Origin of the sequence: Pseudoalteromonas sp. A22 (assembly GCF_018141345.1) — a bacterium.
Taxonomy (GTDB): Bacteria; Pseudomonadota; Gammaproteobacteria; order Enterobacterales; family Alteromonadaceae; genus Pseudoalteromonas; species Pseudoalteromonas maricaloris.
The window spans coordinates 366,510-383,959 of the sequence record NZ_CP047238.1 but is presented as its reverse complement, the minus strand read 5'-3'; the positions used below and the strand labels follow the sequence as shown (position 1 = coordinate 383,959).

Below are 17,450 nucleotides of genomic sequence, written 5' to 3'. Positions count from 1 at the left end.
CATTTGTAAAAACGCGTCGTTTAATTCTGGACATCTTCATCGAACATTGTATGCTACACCCATTCGATAATAATTCTTATTTGCAATGAATAAAAGTAAACTTTTCCTTTTTTTGCTCTTTTGGGTACATTTTGGTCAAGCGGTTGCAAAGCAGCCCCACACCTCGCAAGTAAACGTCTATTCATTTAGAAAATATGAATTAATTCAACCTGTCCTCCAGGCATTTGAAAAAGAGACTGGGATCACCGTAAACCTAGTAAATGGTAAATCAGCACAACTGCTTGAGCGTCTCAAAAGCGATGGCGCCGACTCAAAGGCCGATGTGTTGCTCACCTCCGATCTAATTCAGTTGCATGATTACAAAACACTACTGCGTCCTATCGACAAGATCACAAATTGGCAAGCAGTAAATCATGAACTCAAGGATGATGATAAGCGGTGGATCAGTGTTTCGATAAGGACACGCGCATTATTCCGTAAAAAAGGCGTTTCTACACCCTTGCCCGAGCACTTTTCGGATTTAGATAAAGCGCTTTATCAGGGTAAGTTTTGCATTCGCCAGTGGTCTCATAGTTATAACTTGACGTTAGCATCGAGCCTCTATGCTTCTTCAAATAGCAATGACTCCTCATGGCTCAACCACGCTAATACGCTATTAGCAAAACGCCCAGTGGGAGGAGATAGAGATCAACTGCGAGCGCTTGCACAAGGTCAATGTGAATTTGCGCTGGCGAATCACTATTACTGGAGCATGATGCAACACTCCGAAAATAAGCGCGATAAGGCACTTGCCGAACAGCTAGAGATCCACTTTCTGAAAATGCACTCAGGAAAAACGCCTATTTCTACCACCACGGTTGCGATAGCAAAGCACTCACCCAATGTACACAATGCCGAGCTATTTATTGATTTCTTGCTGAAACCGAGTACTCAGTCCATGTATGCTAATTTGCTTCATGAATATCCTGTGATTCAGAGCTCACAAACGGCTCCGGCTCCGTTTGCCCCCGCCACGAAACAGGTGAAACTCGGCCTGCAGCAAGTGTCACGAGCCCAGCGAGTTATCAACTCACTCAGCAAAGATCACTTGTAAGTCACAGTTAAATACAGGCACTGGTCCATCGAAAAGCTGCTGGCGGGTAAATGTTTTTGCAGGCTTGGGCCCCTGTAATGTCTGCACTGTATGTTCGCGCTCAGCATACACTTGCTGGTAGGGGTGCTGCTCGGATTTCTCATGCCACGTGAGCGTAAGAGAATTACTTTTATAGATCCAACGCCCCCGATACTCAGTGCCAACCTGCTGCCAATGACCATTGGGTTTCAGCTGCAATTGGATAGAATCATCTTTACATTGGTGGGCAAACAATAGATCTGGCAATGCTTGAGCAGCTCTGTTTTGCACCAGATACAACCCCGCGTTATTCGGAGTATAACGGTGCCCTTCCATATTAAATTCTGAAATTGTCAGCGTATCAAAACCAATCTTTTTCACCACATATTCGATATCCCTAAGCCACTTGTCGCCTGAAGTCATCGGTGGAATATTTAATTGTGCGCTCTCATATTGTAGCGGTACGGGAAGCTCGGTAAAACGATAATGAATATCTTGCCTTTCTAGCGCTTGAACTAAGTTAGCTCTAGTACCTTCATCAAGACCGGATTCAAAGATATGTAGGGTTTGGGTGCTGCAGCCACTCAATAATAAAGTAGCAATTGCGAAAATACGTTGCATTGTCATCCTTGGTGTTACGCCTCAGTTTGAAATGCACCTAATCTGGGAAGTGCACTTCAACCTCAGTCTTATTAATACTTTAAATTAACACCTAGACAACCAATTTTCAACAGACGCTTTTGGGTAAAGAATATCTTTAAACAATCGATGCTGTTGATGACGTAGATGCCGCTCCTGACTTGGCAGCCCGGCTTGCACCTGGCTATGATGCTCATTAAATCGAGAGATAACAGAAAGCTTATCCTTGGCTTGCGTGAGAGACTCATTGACATAGTGACGTACATCATCCGCGGTCATTAGATCAGTCTTATCTACGTTCATAAGCTCTTTTCTTAATGCTGTGCGAATACCCATCGTTGCCTCCATAAAATACTGATAAAAACAAATCGCGTGGTCGGCCTGCAAGATACACACCAAATGCTTCAATAATGTTAAAGACCCCGGATTTAACGAAAAAGTTTCGTCATTCACCGCAGTAATTTTATATACTGTCGTATAAGGCAATAAGACACTGGCTGTGTTAGGTAAATACGGCATGTTGAGGTTATAAAAATGCAAGATAGGTTTATTGAAATTGAGCTCGAAGAAGAGCCGATAGAATTGTGTAACCTTTTGAAAGTGCTCGACTTAGCAGAAACTGGCGGACATGCTAAGTTATTGATCACTGAAGGTTATGTAGCAGTCAACGATGAAATATGTACGCAAAAACGTAAAAAGATTTATTCAGGCGATATTCTGCATTTTGATGGTGATGAATTTCATTTAACCTTAGCACCTGATGCAACGCCGCAACCGCGAGCAGTTGCCACTCCACGCGCCGAAACGGCACCAATGCCGAGTAAGAAAAAACGACAAAAGTCAGGAAAATCTTACACACAAGTGGACAAAAATACAGGCCGAAAACCCATTTCCTTTGGCTAGCAACCCCAGACGCTGACGTATTTAATTACAAAAATGCTCACCTTTTTAGTGCACCGATGCCTCGCGAAAGTGCACTTCCCCCTTGAAAAAGTCCCCAATCAACACTAGGACTATAGCAGTACAAAAAAACGGCAAGTCTGCAACTGGTACATTCTATGCACCTTGTTTTGCATTTTTAGAACAAAACCAATTCATTTAATTGGATGCTCTACTTCCCTCTTATATAGAGCAAATCTTAAGTGCAGTTGGTATAAGGAAAGGGTCAAGCATGAATAATTCATATAACACCCTGACTCAGCTTACCGTCGGCGAGCGTCAGGTCCATATTCACTCACTTCCAGCTTTAAGCGATAGGGCAAGAAGATTACCGTTTTCGCTTAAAATTTTATTAGAAAATTTACTGCGTCACGAAGATGGCAAGAACGTGACTGCACAAGACATCGATGCCTTACTCAACTGGAAGCCGGAAGATAAACCCAGTAAAGAAGTTGCATTTACGCCCGCGCGCGTCGTGATGCAAGATTTTACAGGCGTACCAGCCATCGTGGATCTTGCTGCAATGCGTGACGCTATGGCAAAACTCGGTGGCGATCCAAATAAAATCAACCCTTTATCACCCGCTGAAATGGTCATAGACCACTCTGTACAAGTAGACGAATATGGCCACGATGGCGCCTTTGATCTTAATGCTAAGTTAGAGTACCAACGCAACAAAGAGCGCTATGAATTTTTGCGCTGGGGGCAAGGCGCGTTTGACAATCTAAAAGTGGTGCCACCCGCAACTGGGATCGTGCACCAAGTTAACCTAGAGTATTTAGCACGTGTCGTATTCGAAAAAGAAATCGACGGTATGCCATTCGCCTACCCTGATACGTTAGTGGGAACCGACTCTCATACCACAATGATCAACGGCCTTGGCATTTTAGGTTGGGGCGTAGGCGGCATTGAGGCCGAAGCCGCCATGCTGGGTCAGCCAATTTCACTGCTCATTCCTCAGGTCGTTGGTTTTAAACTGGAAGGACAGTTGCCTGAAGGCACAACCGCAACCGATCTGGTACTCACCGTGACACAAATGCTACGTGAACACGGCGTAGTGGGTAAGTTTGTCGAGTTCTTTGGCGATGGTTTAGCAGACTTACCACTTGCCGATCGTGCCACCATCGCCAACATGGCACCTGAATATGGGGCAACCTGCGGTATTTTCCCCATTGATAACGAGACCTTGGAATATCTACGACTAACCAATCGTGATGAAGAAAAAATTGCATTAATCGAAGGTTATGCCAAGCATCAAGGCATGTGGCGAGAACCTGGAGATGAACCACTTTACACCGACGTACTGACACTAGACTTAGCGACAGTGGTTCCGAGCCTTGCAGGTCCGAAGCGCCCACAAGATAGAATTCCTCTCAATGACGCAGGCAAAACAATTCAAGCCCATTTGGGTGAATTCCAGCATGAGCGCAGTGAAAAAAATGCCGTGTCAGATCAAGATGAAGCCCGCACTGTTGGTGAAGGCGGGACTTCTAGAGTTGATCAAGATGAGCCCGCAACGCTTGGCGTCGGTAAGGTTGCATTTAAAGATCAAGAGTTTGAATTGGTCGATGGCGCCTGTGTTATTGCCGCTATCACAAGTTGCACAAACACCTCTAATCCAAGTGTTATTCTTGCCGCAGGCCTTGTTGCACAAAAAGCAAAGGCACTTGGCTTAAAGCCTAAGCCTTGGGTGAAAACCTCATTGGCTCCTGGCTCAAAAGTAGTTACCGATTACCTAAAACAAGCTGACCTATTGGAGCCACTTGCTGAACTAGGTTTTGATTTAGTGGGCTATGGCTGTACGACTTGTATCGGCAATTCAGGTCCCTTACCAAAAGAAATTAATGAAGCCATCGTTAAACATCAGCTGGTTGTCAGTTCCATCTTATCAGGAAACCGCAACTTTGAGGGGCGGATCCACCAAGATGTAAAAATGAACTTCCTCGCCTCGCCACCACTTGTCGTTGCGTATGCACTTGCAGGTCGCACTGATATCGATGTCTACAATGAGCCATTGTGCCAAACCGATGATGGCCAAGATGTGTTCTTAAAAAACATTTGGCCATCGGTCTCTGAAGTTAGTGAACTTGTGTCTCAGACAGTCACACAAGCTATGTTTGAGAAGAATTATGCAGACGTTTACCAAGGCGACCAACATTGGCAACAAATCGCGGTAAATCAGAGTGAGCGCTATGATTGGCAAGATAGCTCTACTTATATTCGAAAAGCCCCTTTCTTTGATGATATGAGTAAAGAGCCACCAGGGATCCCCAGTATCAAAGGCGCACGCTGTCTCGCTAAACTGGGCGACTCAGTGACGACTGACCACATTTCTCCAGCAGGTAATATTAAAGCTTCGGCACCAGCTGGGGAGTATTTACAAGCGCAAGGAGTGAAGCAAGCTGATTTTAACTCTTATGGTTCGCGTCGTGGTAACCACGAAATCATGATGCGAGGTACGTTTGCAAACGTACGCTTACGCAATCAATTGGCTCCAGGTACCGAGGGTGGTATTACTCGCCTGTTACCGGAGGGCGAACTTATGAGTATTTTCGATGCGGCAGAGCAATATCAGCAGCGGAATACGCCACTCGTTGTACTCGCGGGCAGTGAGTACGGCACGGGTTCATCACGAGACTGGGCTGCTAAAGGGTCTCTACTACTTGGGATTAAAGCCGTACTTGCTAAAAGCTACGAACGTATTCACCGTTCGAACCTCATTGGTATGGGAGTGTTGCCGCTACAATTTAAACCGGATGATGGCCACGAAGAGCTGGGATTAACTGGCGAAGAAGAGTTTGAAATTGAAGGGATATACGACACATCAACCGAAGTGATAGTCACGGCAACAAATGCAGATGGCAAAGAAATCAAGTTTTCGGCGGATATCCGGATCGATACCCCTAAAGAGTGGGAGTACTACCAACACGGCGGTATTTTGCAGTATGTATTGAGGCAAATGTTATAGGTCTCTTTTGGTAATACTTTAATGGAAAAGACGGCACCGGCCGTCTTTTTTAAAACCTGCGAGTGTAAATCAGCGTAATGGTATTGATACCACCATCATCAAACGCACTGCCAATACCAAACTTCAGCGCCGATTGTGAACTAAACCAATAATCGGTCTGTAATTCCACTACGGATTGGTCAAAATCATCTTCACGCAATCGAGCTGATACAGACACTTGCCAGTCCTTAGCCAAATAATAACCGGCATGGATCTGCCAAAAGTCGATATCTGCTGCAACTTTTTGCATTTTTACATCCCATCCAACGCCATTATCAATCTCTGTATAACGAAAAAATGGCGCTATTGCCGTTTCTGTATCTCGTTCATCCACTCCGTAGTTATCAAATTCTGAACGCTCACCGATGAACGTAACCCCAAGCTGCATGTTCTCACTAACAAAACGTCCCACTTGTACCAGCGCTATCGTATCTCGCGTCGCAGTAAAAAGTGCAGAGTCATCTCTAAATTGAGTTACATCTACAGCAACTCGCCAGTCTCGTCCAATAAAGAATTCCGCATCAGCTTGGTAAAGATGCCAATCATCATTTTTAAAACCACCTACAGAGAAGTTGTTACTCTTTTGCAGGTACCCCTGTAAACCATAGGGTGTGCCATCATTCTTTAACTCAGTAAGATAGTGTCGATACTGAACACCTAAGAATCCATCCTCAATCTCTAAAAACTCTCCGAAGCCAACACTTACTTCGTGAGAGTTAGCTATACTGAAGCCTGAATAAAATAACAGTCCTATCAGCGATAATGCTTTCATACTTTCCCCTTTATGTTAATGAAACGATTGTAACTATGAAAAAAAATCGCCATAGTAAAAAAATGTAAGCATATGTATTCAAAAGAGAGACAAGTATGGCAATCTGGTTCAAACCCGTAAGTGTAGAGTTATGCAAAAAGCTGGAAGATGGCATGACGGGTAAAGGTACGCTCATGAAAACGTTAGGAATAGAAATCAGCGAGGTAGGTGACGACTACTTGGTTGCGACTATGCCTGCCATTCCAGAGCATCATAATCCCATGGGTATGGTCCATGGCGGCGCAAACGTTGCTTTAGCGGAAACCGTTGCTAGTTACGCAGCAAACTTTGTTGTAGATACCGAACAATTCTACTGTGTTGGGCAAGAGATCAATGCTAATCACTTAAAAGCATCAAGAACAGGCATACTCACAGCCATTGCTAAGCCTGTACATCTCGGTAAACGTTCATCTGTATGGGAGATCCGCATCACTAACAGTCGCAATGAACTATGCTGCATTTCCAGAATGACCGCCGCCGTAGTATCACGCTAAAACTTGATCTATCACAACTATAAAAAACCAAACCCATCTCATTATTATTGCAACACAAAGAATAGTGAGGTGGTACTGTGTCAACTCAAAAGCTTTGGCCTCTGCATATACTCATTGTGGCGGGATTGATTTTAATTTTCATAGGCCACACTATGTTAACGAGCGACTGGCTGAATGATCTTGGTCCGAGCGGTTTTATAATTGGTGCGAGCTGTGTCGCGCTCGGTCTTATTTGTTCTTTACCGACTAAAATATATCTGACCATTTTACTAATGCGTCGAGAGCACCGAGATTAGCGTATACCAGCTTGATATTGGGTTGGTTTTACTGCACCCTGAGCGTCTAGGTTTATAAAGGTACTCAGTTTGTGGAAAAGGTCGACACCCTAATTATTGGCGCTGGCGTTGTAGGCTTAGCGATAGCAGCAAAACTCAGCCAGAGCCGCAGCGTTATTGTTATCGATAAAGAATCTCGTGTAGGTGAGCATACGAGTAGCCGTAATAGTGAAGTGATCCATGCCGGCATTTACTACCCTTATGGTAGCTTAAAGCACCAGCTCTGCGTGCGAGGAAAAGCACTCCTTTACACACACTGTGAACAGCTAAACATCCCCTTTCAGCGACTCGGTAAATTCATTGTTGCGACAACCGAAGAGGAAGCGCAAAGCCTAGAACAAATTAAGACGCGTGCCCATGCTAACTCAGTCACGGATCTTGACTTTGCTTCATCCAAGACTATCAAGCAACAGCTCAGCTATTTGAAAATACATAGCGCACTATTCTCTCCCTCCACCGGCATTGTAGACAGCCACCAATTTATGCTGTCACTCATCGCTGAGATAGAAAGTAATGGGGGGATTGTTGCGACGCAAAGTAAGTTTATGCACGCACAGCAATTAGGCAGTGATTTTATTGTTGCGTTGCGCTGCGATGGCGAGCAGTTCGAAATGGGCTGTAGCCAGCTGATAAACAGCGCTGGGCTGAACGCCCCCGATGTACTCAATAAAATTACCGGTGATAGCGACAAAGCCATCGCCTATTATTGTCGCGGCCGTTACTATCGCTATCAAGGTAAGCACCCTTTTCAACAGCTCATCTATCCTCTACCTAACACGCATGGATTGGGCGTACACGCGACATTAGATTTAGCAGGGCAACTCAAGTTTGGCCCTGATACCGACTATATTGAAAACATTGATTATCAGTTTGATGACTCCCAAAAAGCGCGCTTTGTCACCGCAATAAAGCGATACTGGCCGGCTCTGGATGAGAATAGACTGACAGCGGATTACACTGGGATAAGACCTAAATTAAGCAAAGAAAAGCAAAGTGACTTTGTAATTCAGTTCGAGGCAACCCATGGAATATCAGGCTTTGTTAACTTAATGGCGATTGAGTCACCGGGATTGACCGCAAGTCTCGCCATTGCAGAATATATTGAACAACGACTTTAGCGCTGGTTTTCCTCCAGTGCCTTTTCAAGCTGTTTCGTTCTATCATCCATCAGCTGCTGAATGTTTTTCGCATCTTCCATCACCTGTTTTACCGCTTTTGGATTTAATGCCGTTGGTAATGCCGAAGCAGCTTCTTTACTTACGGCTTGCTCTGGCTGTTTATTCAGAATGCTTGTGTCTTCGGCTGCTATCACGGTAATTTTGCGCTCGTCTAATTGATAGTGCTGCGACTCGCCGTTTGGATTGGGTTTATCAGAGTAATGCCATTGTCCTTTGGCGTCCTGCCAACGATACACTTGCACCCCAGATGTAGATTGCTGAGTGTCGTCACTCACAAGCTCCTTCGTGTGGGTTTTCACTTTATCAAGCGCTGTCACACCTTGAACCGTTAATTCTGTTACCTGCTGCTCAACCTTGTTGGTCAACGAATTTACATTTAACCATGGCTTGCCATCAGGACGCTTCAATACAAACAAACTGGCTAACGCCACCAGCATTATCATAATCATCAAGTAACTTGCGGCTTTCATCTTCATACTCTGACTTTCCTTAGAGCCCATACTTTAACAGTATCTGCTTAAATTGCTCCGTTTTTTTAAAGTCAGCATAAAAGTGATTGAAGTCATCACACAATTTTTTCGCTCTTTGAGTGCGACCAAACTGCAATTGTAAAGGCGCCACATCCGAAACGCCGCGCACGCTGATAGTACTTTTTAATACTGGATATTTCAGCTGTAACCAACGCAGTGTTGGTTCGCCAACAATAGAAAAAGCGAGACTTTTGTCACTTCCGCCTGCAAGCACGGATAAGATATCAAACTCTGAGTAGTAGTCTTTGCGCTGCAGCAAATTACTGTCAAAATACGGCTCTAACTGAGGATAGGTGTAACCAAATCGACCTAAAAATAGATGCTCATTTAAGCCGTTGACATCAAATTGTTCAGCCTGCTTGTGTGTAACAAAGACATCTTCAATTGTGTAAATTGGCGCGCTCCAACACATTTGCATTGTGCCACGATACCAATGTTCAGACTCCATCCGCACATCAACATTTCCTCGCTCGATTTCTACAGACGAACGCTTTTCTGGATACACAGGGTAATTTGGTTGGTAATGATATTGTGCTGCAAACAGCTCGAAAATATCGATAAGCACACCCTGCTCTTGGGCATGTTCGATAATAAAGGGAGGATAATACTGCACTGCAAAGTTGATAAACGTTTTGCTTTCTTCCGCGGTTTTAGCGTAGCCAGCAAAAGACAAGGTACAACAAAGTAGCAATAATAACATCGTCTTTGGAAAGTAGATCAAAGCCACCTCCAAGACCTTGAACAAATAATAGACTAAGTATGACCGATCGCTGGGAATTTCCAAGTCAAAAAACCAGCCACACTCAAATCTACTAAATATACATTGCGGATCTAAATACCATCACCATCAATATGCAACCCACACTCACGATTTAGACCGAAGAAACGTGTTTCTTCCTCTGTCATGCCAGGTTCAAGCTTACGAGTAGTGTGAACATCCCCCATAGAAACATAGCCTTGCTCCCAGAGCGGGTGATAAGGCAAATCAAACTTTGTAAGATATTGATAAACATCACGATTATGCCAGTCAATAATAGGGTAAAACTTGACCGTGCCGCGACTGAGCTCAACGATTGGCTTATCCGCACGCGTTGAAGACTGTTGGCGACGTAAGCCACTGAACCAAGTGCCTGCGCTAAGTTCACGTAACGCTTGAGTCATCGGCTCAACTTTGTTTAGCGTATTGTATTTTTTAATCCCTTCTTCGCCTTGCTCCCATAACTTACCATACACCGCCTCTTGCCAAGCAGGACTCTGCTTAGCACGATATATCTTAAGATTGAGTGCCAAACGCTCTGACAGTGATTCTATAAATTGATACGTCTCAGGAAACAAATAGCCCGTATCAGTAAGTACCACGGGAATATCAGGCTGCTGCTGAGTCAAAAGATGTAACATAACCGCAGCTTGAATACCGAAACTAGAAGACAAAAAGTGAGTATCCGGTAAGTTTTCCAGTGCCCAAGCCACTCTCTGCTCGGCAGTTTTATCACTCAGTAGGGCATTAGCATCCGCGAGTAGCATCTGCTGAGTTGCACTGTCCAGAGTCAATATTTGCTTAAAATCACTCATTTTCTCATCCAATGGGCAGCGTAGCTGCCCGTTCTAAATCAAGCGTGGAAATCAGTTTTTGACACTTTTACTTCCGCAACGATTTCTTTGCGGATGACATAGTCACCAAAACATTCACCTTCGTTGCGCTCACCGACCCACTGACCAATCAACTCATCTAGCGCTGGCAGGAAGACGTCTTCGCCAACATTCTCCAAGTACAGCTTAGGAATGCGAGTACCAGCACGGTTACCACCTAAATACATATTGTATTTACCTGGTCCTTTACCCACGAATCCAACCTCAGCTAGCATCGCTCGGCCACAGCCGTTAGGGCAGCCAACTACACGAAGGATAATATTCTCTTCAGCAACCTCATGCTTGGCGAGCAGCTCTTCTACCTTTGTCACAAGCTCAGGTAAATAGCGCTCCGCCTCAGCCATCGCAAGTGGACACGTCGGTAGCGATACACACGCCATCGAGTTTTTGCGCTGTTCTGAATGTTTGCTATCTATCAAACCATGCTCGCGGGCAATTTGTTCGATTTGCGCTTTATCCTCAGCTGCAACTCCAGCAATAATTAAGTTTTGGTTTGCAGTCATGCGGAAATCCCCTTTGTGGATCTCTGCAATTTTGCGACAACCTGTTTTAAGTGGTTTATCTGGGAAATCTAAAATACGGCCATTTTCGATAAACACCGTTAAGTGATGCTTACCATCAATACCTTCAACCCAACCAAAGCGGTCGCCACGGTGAGTGAATTCATAAGGACGGCTTGGCTCAAACGTCATACCGGCACGGTTTTCAACTTCCGCTTTAAACGCCTCAGTGCCAAATGTATCTAGCGTATATTTAGTTTTTGCATTTTTACGGTTTACTCGGTTACCCCAGTCACGTTGCACAGAAACCACATGCTCAGCAACGGCAAGTGTATGCTCAAGCGGAATAAAGCCAAGGTCATCTGCTTTACGTGGATAGGTATTAACGTCACCATGGGTCATCGCCAAACCACCACCCACAAGCACGTTAAAGCCAACTAGCTTGCCTTCATCTGCGATAGCAACAAAGTTAAGGTCATTGGCATGCACATCGACTTCATTGTTTGGCGGAATAGTAACGGTGGTTTTGAACTTACGTGGTAAATACGTATCGCCCAAAATCGGCTCTGCCGTTGTCTCGGTTTTTTCACCGTTCAACCAGATTTCAGCGTAAGCTTTGGTTTTGGGTAGCAAGTGCTCTGAAATTTTAGCCGCCCACTCGTATGCTTCTTGGTGTAACTCGGATTCAACCGGGTTAGTTGTACACAACACGTTGCGGTTTACATCACCCGCCGTCGCAATAGAATCGATACCTACGCTATTCAGCAGCTGGTGCATCCCTTTGATGTTTGGCTTCAATACACCGTGGAACTGGAAAGTTTGACGCGTTGTCAGACGAATGCTGCCATACATGGTTTTATCCGCTGCAAACTCATCAATCGCCAACCACTGATGTGGTTTTATGATACCGCCAGGCATACGAGCTCGAAGCATCACGTTATGCAGTGGCTCAAGGCGTTGCTTAGTACGCTCTGGGCGGATATCGCGGTCATCTTGCTGATACATACCGTGGAAACGGATCAATTGGAAGTTATCCGCAGTAAAGCCACCGGTTAGTTGATCGGTCAGATCCGTTGAAATTGTGCCACGTAAGTGGGCACTTTGTGACTTCAAACGCTCATTATCAGAAAACTTTGCGTTTGCATCGAGCTTACTATTCGGTTTGATTTCAGAGTTGCTCATTGTCTTTCCTACATTAAAATTGGCTGACGGTATAACAAGACGCGTTAGTAAACGTCTTTCTGATAACGGTTTGCGCTACGCAATGCTTTAAGATATTGCTCAGCTTGTTCATCATCTTTCCCTCCATGGGTTTTAATGATGTCGATAAGTGCTTGGTGTACATCTTTGGCCATTCTGCTAGCGTCACCACAGACATAAAAATGAGCGCCCTTTTCAAGCCATGCAAATACAGCTTCGCCCTTCTCGCGCAGTCTATCTTGCACGTAAATCTTTTCTGCCTGATCACGGCTAAATGCCAAATCTACATGTGTTAATAAACCCGACTTTACATACTTTTGAATTTCTACTTGATAAAGGAAATCTTCCGTAAAGTGTGGATTACCAAAGAACAGCCAGTTTTCACCCTCAGCGTCACGCGCCTCACGTTCTTGCAAGAAGGCTCTGAACGGTGCGATACCTGTACCTGGACCAACCATGATCACAGGTGTGGCATTGTCGACAGGTAATCTAAAGTTATCGTTGTGCTCACTGAATACTTTCACTTTCGTGCCTTCTTCAGCACGATTCGCTAAATAACCTGAGCAGCCGCCAAAATGCTTTTCACCAAAGGTATCAAATTCAACTAAACCTACGGTTAAATGCACCTCTTCTTCCACCTCAGCTTGGCTTGACGCGATAGAGTACAGGCGCGCTTGTAATTTGCGACAACAATCAACTAGCGCTTGCGCCTCAATGTTGGCAGGATTTTGCTTAATCACATCAAAGATTTGACGTTCTTCGATATAAGCACGCAATGCCGCTTTATCGTTTGCAAGTGCGCTTAGTTCCTCATTCCCAGTCGCAATCGCATACTTCTCAACAAAGCCAGGATAGGACTGTGTTAGCTCAAGATGTTCAATCAACGCCGTTTCTAATGAAACGGTGAGTTCACCTATTTTAACGGTTTGTGCTTTGTCGAGTTTTAAGACATCGATCACCGCCGCCACTTCTTGTGGGTCATTTAAGAAATACACGCCAAGTGAATCACCCGGCTGATAGGTGATATCAGAGCCTTCAAGGGAAATTTCAATGTGACGCACATCTTTACTTGAGTTTCTGCCAGTGATCTTTTGTACCACACTCAGCTCGGCCGCGAATGGGTTTTGCTTTGTATATTGACTAGCTGCGGCCTGAGGAGCACCAAACGGCATGCTGATAACATTACCACCACCTGCTTGCTGCTGAGCTTTAAGCGCAGGCTCCAACGCATCTAGCGCCTGTGCGATCCACGCCTCCGCTTCAGCCTCGTAATCCACATCTAAGTCAGCACGTGGCACAACAATTTCAGCGCCAAGGGCAGCCAACCGCGCTTCAAAATCCTTTGCTGTTTGGCAGAAGAATTCATAACTTGAATCACCAAGGCCAATCACAGCTTGCTTTACACCTTCCAGTTTAGGCGCCTTCTTACCAGCTAAGAATTCATGCAATGCTTCTGCATCTTCTGGTGGCTCACCCTCACCGTAAGTAGAGACAGCAATCACTAAGAACTTCTCTTTCTTCAGGTTGGCAGGTTTGTAGTCAGCCATATTGACCAACTTAGTCGTCAAGCCACGCGCTTCCGCCTGAGCTTTAATTTGGTTTGCAACCCCTTTTGCGTTACCAGTTTGTGAACCAAATAAAATAGTCAGAGGTGCAGACTCGTCAGCGCCCGCTGTTGCTTGTCCAGCAATACCTGATAATGCAGCTGAATTTGCGGTTGCGGCTAAATAGCCACTTACCCATGCCTGTTGGATTGGATTTAACTCTCCAACTAAGCCTTGTAGTTTTTGCAGTTGTTCATGTGTCAGCGGACTTGCTGCAGCATTAAGTTGACTTAACAACATCATGGATCCCCGTACCCAAAAGGTTTTGCTTGCTCATTGCATAACTGGCTCGCACGCAGCGTAGCCTACTTTTATTAGCGTGAAGCATACGTGGCAAATTGAGAGATCAAAAAGAATAGAATCTGCTTTTATATTCCTTTTAGTTATTGAAGATTGAAAAGTCCAAAGAAAACAGATTAAAAGAAGTTCGATATTTAACCGTTAAAAAGTTTAACATTGCCGTAACAGTTTTGATGCAAAATCAAACTGTCATACACAGACAAATCAATAATACAGATAATCATAATAATGAGACTAAAAATGAAACACGGGAAATATATAAACCTAATACTCAGTTCTTATTGCTCAATACTCAGCTTAAGCGCTGCTGCAGAAGTTACAAATGGCAGTTTCGAGAGCTGGAGCGGTCAAGTCCCTAGTGGATGGACGACGATAGACTCGGGCATCACACTTAGCTCGGTTACGACACCAATAAAAGACGGTAATCTTGCCGCTGCGGTGCAGGTAACTACTGCAACACAAAGTAGCACAGACTTACAACAGCAAGTAAACGTTGAAGCAGGTAAAAGCTATCAATTTAGCACTTGGGTCTATCACACGGAAGGTGGCGTCAAAGCACGATTAGTGGTGGACGGCTATCATGGTTATTCAGATCAGTTCAATGTCGGGCAGTGGCAACAACTTAGCTATACCTATACCGCAACTGCAACCACTGCGATTAATGTTGGCTTACGTTTTTACGATGGCAGTGGTTTTGACGGTAATGAAACTGTCTACGTTGACGGCTTTGGCCCAACTTCTACCACACCAGAGCCACCTCAGAGCTGTCAAAATAATAGTGTCACTCTCGCTTTGATGACCGATAATTATGGTAGTGAAACAAGCTGGCAAATCACTAATACAGCAAACACAACCGTTGCTAGTGGTAGTGGCTATAGCAATAATCAATCGGTAAATGAAAACTTATGCCTTAACGACGGTAGCTATACCTTTACGATTTTAGACAGCTATGGCGACGGAATTTGTTGCACCAATGGTAATGGCCAGTATACCTTAACGCACGCTGGTACAACGCTTGCTTCCGGCGGCCAGTTCAGCAATCGTCAAGATCATACCTTTACGCTTGGCACAACTACACCTCCCCCTTCAGGCGATGGTTACTATGCCTCTGCTGCTGGACTGAGCGGTTATGCACTGAAAACAGAGTTACACCAGATTATTCGTAACCACCAATCACAAGGATATTCTGCTATTTGGAGCTTTATCGATCAGAACGAGCGCGACCGCTATTTTGAAAAAGATAACAGTATATTAGATCGCTACTCTGAAAAGCCAACGGCAAATGATAGTGTTACTTATGTCTCTACCGGATCACAATGCGGCAGTTACAGCGGCGAGGGCGATTGCTATAATCGTGAACACTCATTCCCTAAATCTTGGTTTGGTGGCCAAGTAGAACCGATGAATTCAGATATCCATCATATTTTTGCTTCCGATGGTTATGTAAATTCTAAGCGTAGTAACTATCCATTTGGTGAAGTAGGAAGCGCTTCTTATACCTCAAGTAATGGTAGTCGCTTAGGTTCAGCATCTGGTATTAACTACAGCGGTACCGTATTTGAGCCTATTGATAGTTTCAAAGGAGATTTTGCTCGTGCCTACTTCTATATGGCAACGCGTTATCAAGATGTGATTGCAAATTGGCAAAATAATACCAGCTACAGCAATGCGGTACTCAATGGCACACAACAGCAAGTCTTCGAAACTTGGGTCGTCAACATGCTAAAAAGATGGCATAACGAAGATCCTGTCGATGCCCTAGAGCAAGCGCGCAACCAAGCGGCTTATGAATTTCAGGGTAACCGAAATCCATTTGTAGACCATCCAGAGTTTGTCGAAGCAATTTGGTAACTATAAATAAAAAAGGCCAATAACTGGCCTTTTTCAATAACATCATTTTGGCTAATATTTAGCGAGGGTTAATTGTAAGTGGCTCAATCGTCACTTTAGCATTACCACTTGCGCCCATATGCCCGTTGTAAGTTTGTCCTTCAAACAAAGTGTAAAACACATCAACGTAGTCATCATCGTTAGTAAACCAATGGCTTGGCATCGCTTTGATCAATTGATTCGTCAGTTGCGGGATAATCGCATAGCCTTGAACATTGGGATCAGGAATAGCGCGCATCACTTGCGTCACAATATCCAAAAGTGTTGTTGCTAATTCTTGATAGTTAGTATTGTCGTCTTGCTCCATCAGCAATAAATCTGCCGCTTGCCAACGATATCGCTCCCAGTGAATGATAATTTGATTAGGCGTATAGTCCGTACCATCGTGGTCCAAATATGGCATGTCCACAATATCTAAAACGGGCTCATCTCGGGATGGGTTGACGCCTGTTACAATGCCGTAAACTTCCGCAGCCCCAGATACCCAAGGCTCTTCATCGTCATTTAGTCTGATTTTCTTCAATACACTGGTTGAAATCGGCTCAGCATCATCGTTGCTCTGCACAGCGGTTGATGGCATTGCTAAGCCTTGCTTGGCAAATACTTGCTTCATTACCTGAATGCCTTCTTGTTTTACCTTATTGCTATCAAGTTCAACGATTAGCACGGGTCGCTCTGGCATTGTATGTGCGTCAAGTAAATGCAATTGACCTTGCTCATCAAAGGCCTCGACATATTGCCAGTGCTTATCATCACCTTTAGGCGCAAAAGCAATTAATGGCGCTTCACCTTGTTGCCACTTTGTTAGCATTTCGCTAGAAGCAATACGCAGCTGATATAGATTAGAGCTATAGTCAGTCAGGCCTTTTAACGAGCGAGTGTACTGGCTCGCTTCTGTCATGAGCTGCTTAGTTGACCCCTGAACTTGTAGCTGCTCCAGTGAAACTGCATCCTGATACTGGCTAAGTTGACTTTGAACTTGGGGGCCTACGTGATTAAGTGATAGCGCTAATTTTTTCGCAATTTGCTTCTTTATATCAGTAACTTGAACTGGTGCAGCGTTAAATTTATCAAGCTGCTTAAGTGAACTGTAGGTATTAAGATTAACCTTGCCTGCCGCAGAACTTGCGAAAGACATTCCGCCGAGCATGGCTATCATTAGGGTAGAGAGGGTTACATGTTGTTTCATCTTGCGTTCCTAGAAATAATCCGTGTTATGGAATAAACAAGATAAAACAACAAAAACAAATTATCAATACATT

16 protein-coding genes are annotated in these 17,450 nt (G+C 44.5%); 7 read left to right on the top strand and 9 right to left on the bottom strand.

Features of this window, described 5'->3' with window-relative positions:
* The first annotated feature begins 112 nt into the window (after positions 1-112).
* Positions 113-1,093 (top strand): extracellular solute-binding protein, encoded by a 981-nt coding sequence (locus GSF04_RS06615; protein ID WP_249122443.1) that lies wholly within the window; start codon positions 113-115, stop codon positions 1,091-1,093.
* Here the strand turns inward: GSF04_RS06615 and GSF04_RS06610 are convergent.
* Together GSF04_RS06610 and GSF04_RS06605 are read right to left on the bottom strand one after the other, a co-directional pair.
* Positions 1,070-1,732, bottom strand: a complete 663-nt coding sequence (locus GSF04_RS06610) for a hypothetical protein (protein WP_211859093.1) — start codon at positions 1,730-1,732, stop codon at positions 1,070-1,072. The genes GSF04_RS06615 and GSF04_RS06610 overlap by 24 nt on opposite strands.
* Before the next feature lie 84 nt (positions 1,733-1,816).
* Positions 1,817-2,086: a hypothetical protein gene (locus GSF04_RS06605; RefSeq protein WP_010376248.1), complete on the bottom strand. Its 270-nt coding sequence runs from the start codon at positions 2,084-2,086 to the stop codon at positions 1,817-1,819.
* A 198-nt stretch (positions 2,087-2,284) separates the two neighbouring features.
* On the opposite strand from GSF04_RS06605, the gene GSF04_RS06600 reads away from it, so the two are divergent.
* Both GSF04_RS06600 and acnA read left to right on the top strand, forming a co-directional pair.
* Entirely contained in the window at positions 2,285-2,653 is a 369-nt protein-coding gene (locus GSF04_RS06600; RefSeq protein WP_211859092.1) for an RNA-binding S4 domain-containing protein, read from the top strand.
* A 268-nt stretch (positions 2,654-2,921) separates the two neighbouring features.
* Positions 2,922-5,657 (top strand): aconitate hydratase AcnA, encoded by a 2,736-nt coding sequence (acnA, locus tag GSF04_RS06595; RefSeq protein ID WP_211859091.1) that lies wholly within the window; start codon positions 2,922-2,924, stop codon positions 5,655-5,657.
* A 49-nt stretch (positions 5,658-5,706) separates the two neighbouring features.
* Here the strand turns inward: acnA and GSF04_RS06590 are convergent, their stop codons facing one another.
* The gene (locus GSF04_RS06590; protein ID WP_130125750.1) at positions 5,707-6,468 is read right to left on the bottom strand and encodes a hypothetical protein; all 762 of its coding nucleotides are present in this window, start codon (positions 6,466-6,468) and stop codon (positions 5,707-5,709) included.
* Positions 6,469-6,563: 95 nt separating this feature from the next.
* Between GSF04_RS06590 and GSF04_RS06585 the strand changes: the two genes are divergently transcribed.
* From GSF04_RS06585 to GSF04_RS06580, 3 genes are all read left to right on the top strand, one after another.
* On the top strand, positions 6,564-7,001 hold the full coding sequence (locus GSF04_RS06585) for a hotdog fold thioesterase (protein ID WP_010376255.1): 438 nt from the start codon (positions 6,564-6,566) through the stop codon (positions 6,999-7,001).
* Positions 7,002-7,078: 77 nt separating this feature from the next.
* Positions 7,079-7,297 carry a hypothetical protein gene (locus tag GSF04_RS23325; RefSeq protein ID WP_249122442.1) on the top strand — a complete coding sequence of 73 codons (219 nt, stop codon included), beginning with the start codon at positions 7,079-7,081 and terminating at the stop codon, positions 7,295-7,297.
* Between the two features lie 71 nt (positions 7,298-7,368).
* On the top strand, positions 7,369-8,454 hold the full coding sequence (locus tag GSF04_RS06580; protein ID WP_211859090.1) for an NAD(P)/FAD-dependent oxidoreductase: 1,086 nt from the start codon (positions 7,369-7,371) through the stop codon (positions 8,452-8,454).
* Here GSF04_RS06580 and GSF04_RS06575 read toward each other — a convergent pair.
* The 5 genes from GSF04_RS06575 to GSF04_RS06555 all read right to left on the bottom strand — a co-directional run bounded on the left by GSF04_RS06575 (position 8,451) and on the right by GSF04_RS06555 (position 14,238).
* Complete coding sequence (locus tag GSF04_RS06575; protein WP_039494586.1) at positions 8,451-8,990, bottom strand: DUF4124 domain-containing protein; 540 nt, start codon at positions 8,988-8,990, stop codon at positions 8,451-8,453. The genes GSF04_RS06580 and GSF04_RS06575 overlap by 4 nt on opposite strands.
* 13 nt (positions 8,991-9,003) lie before the next feature.
* Positions 9,004-9,771 carry an amino acid ABC transporter substrate-binding protein gene (locus tag GSF04_RS06570; protein WP_249122441.1) on the bottom strand — a complete coding sequence of 256 codons (768 nt, stop codon included), beginning with the start codon at positions 9,769-9,771 and terminating at the stop codon, positions 9,004-9,006.
* A gap of 104 nt (positions 9,772-9,875) precedes the next feature.
* Entirely contained in the window at positions 9,876-10,616 is a 741-nt protein-coding gene (locus GSF04_RS06565) for a phosphoadenylyl-sulfate reductase (RefSeq protein WP_039494589.1), read from the bottom strand.
* A gap of 38 nt (positions 10,617-10,654) precedes the next feature.
* Positions 10,655-12,376 (bottom strand): assimilatory sulfite reductase (NADPH) hemoprotein subunit, encoded by a 1,722-nt coding sequence (cysI, locus tag GSF04_RS06560; RefSeq protein WP_211859089.1) that lies wholly within the window; start codon positions 12,374-12,376, stop codon positions 10,655-10,657.
* 44 nt (positions 12,377-12,420) lie between these two features.
* Positions 12,421-14,238, bottom strand: coding sequence for an assimilatory sulfite reductase (NADPH) flavoprotein subunit (locus GSF04_RS06555; RefSeq protein WP_211859888.1), 1,818 nt, complete (start codon positions 14,236-14,238; stop codon positions 12,421-12,423).
* A 300-nt stretch (positions 14,239-14,538) separates the two neighbouring features.
* On the opposite strand from GSF04_RS06555, the gene GSF04_RS06550 reads away from it, so the two are divergent.
* Positions 14,539-16,149: an endonuclease gene (locus GSF04_RS06550; protein ID WP_045990439.1), complete on the top strand. Its 1,611-nt coding sequence runs from the start codon at positions 14,539-14,541 to the stop codon at positions 16,147-16,149.
* A 58-nt stretch (positions 16,150-16,207) separates the two neighbouring features.
* Here the strand turns inward: GSF04_RS06550 and GSF04_RS06545 are convergent, their stop codons facing one another.
* A complete protein-coding gene (locus GSF04_RS06545) occupies positions 16,208-17,377 on the bottom strand; it encodes a DUF3103 family protein (protein ID WP_211859088.1) in 1,170 nt (389 codons plus the stop codon).
* Between the last annotated feature and the right edge of the window lie 73 nt (positions 17,378-17,450).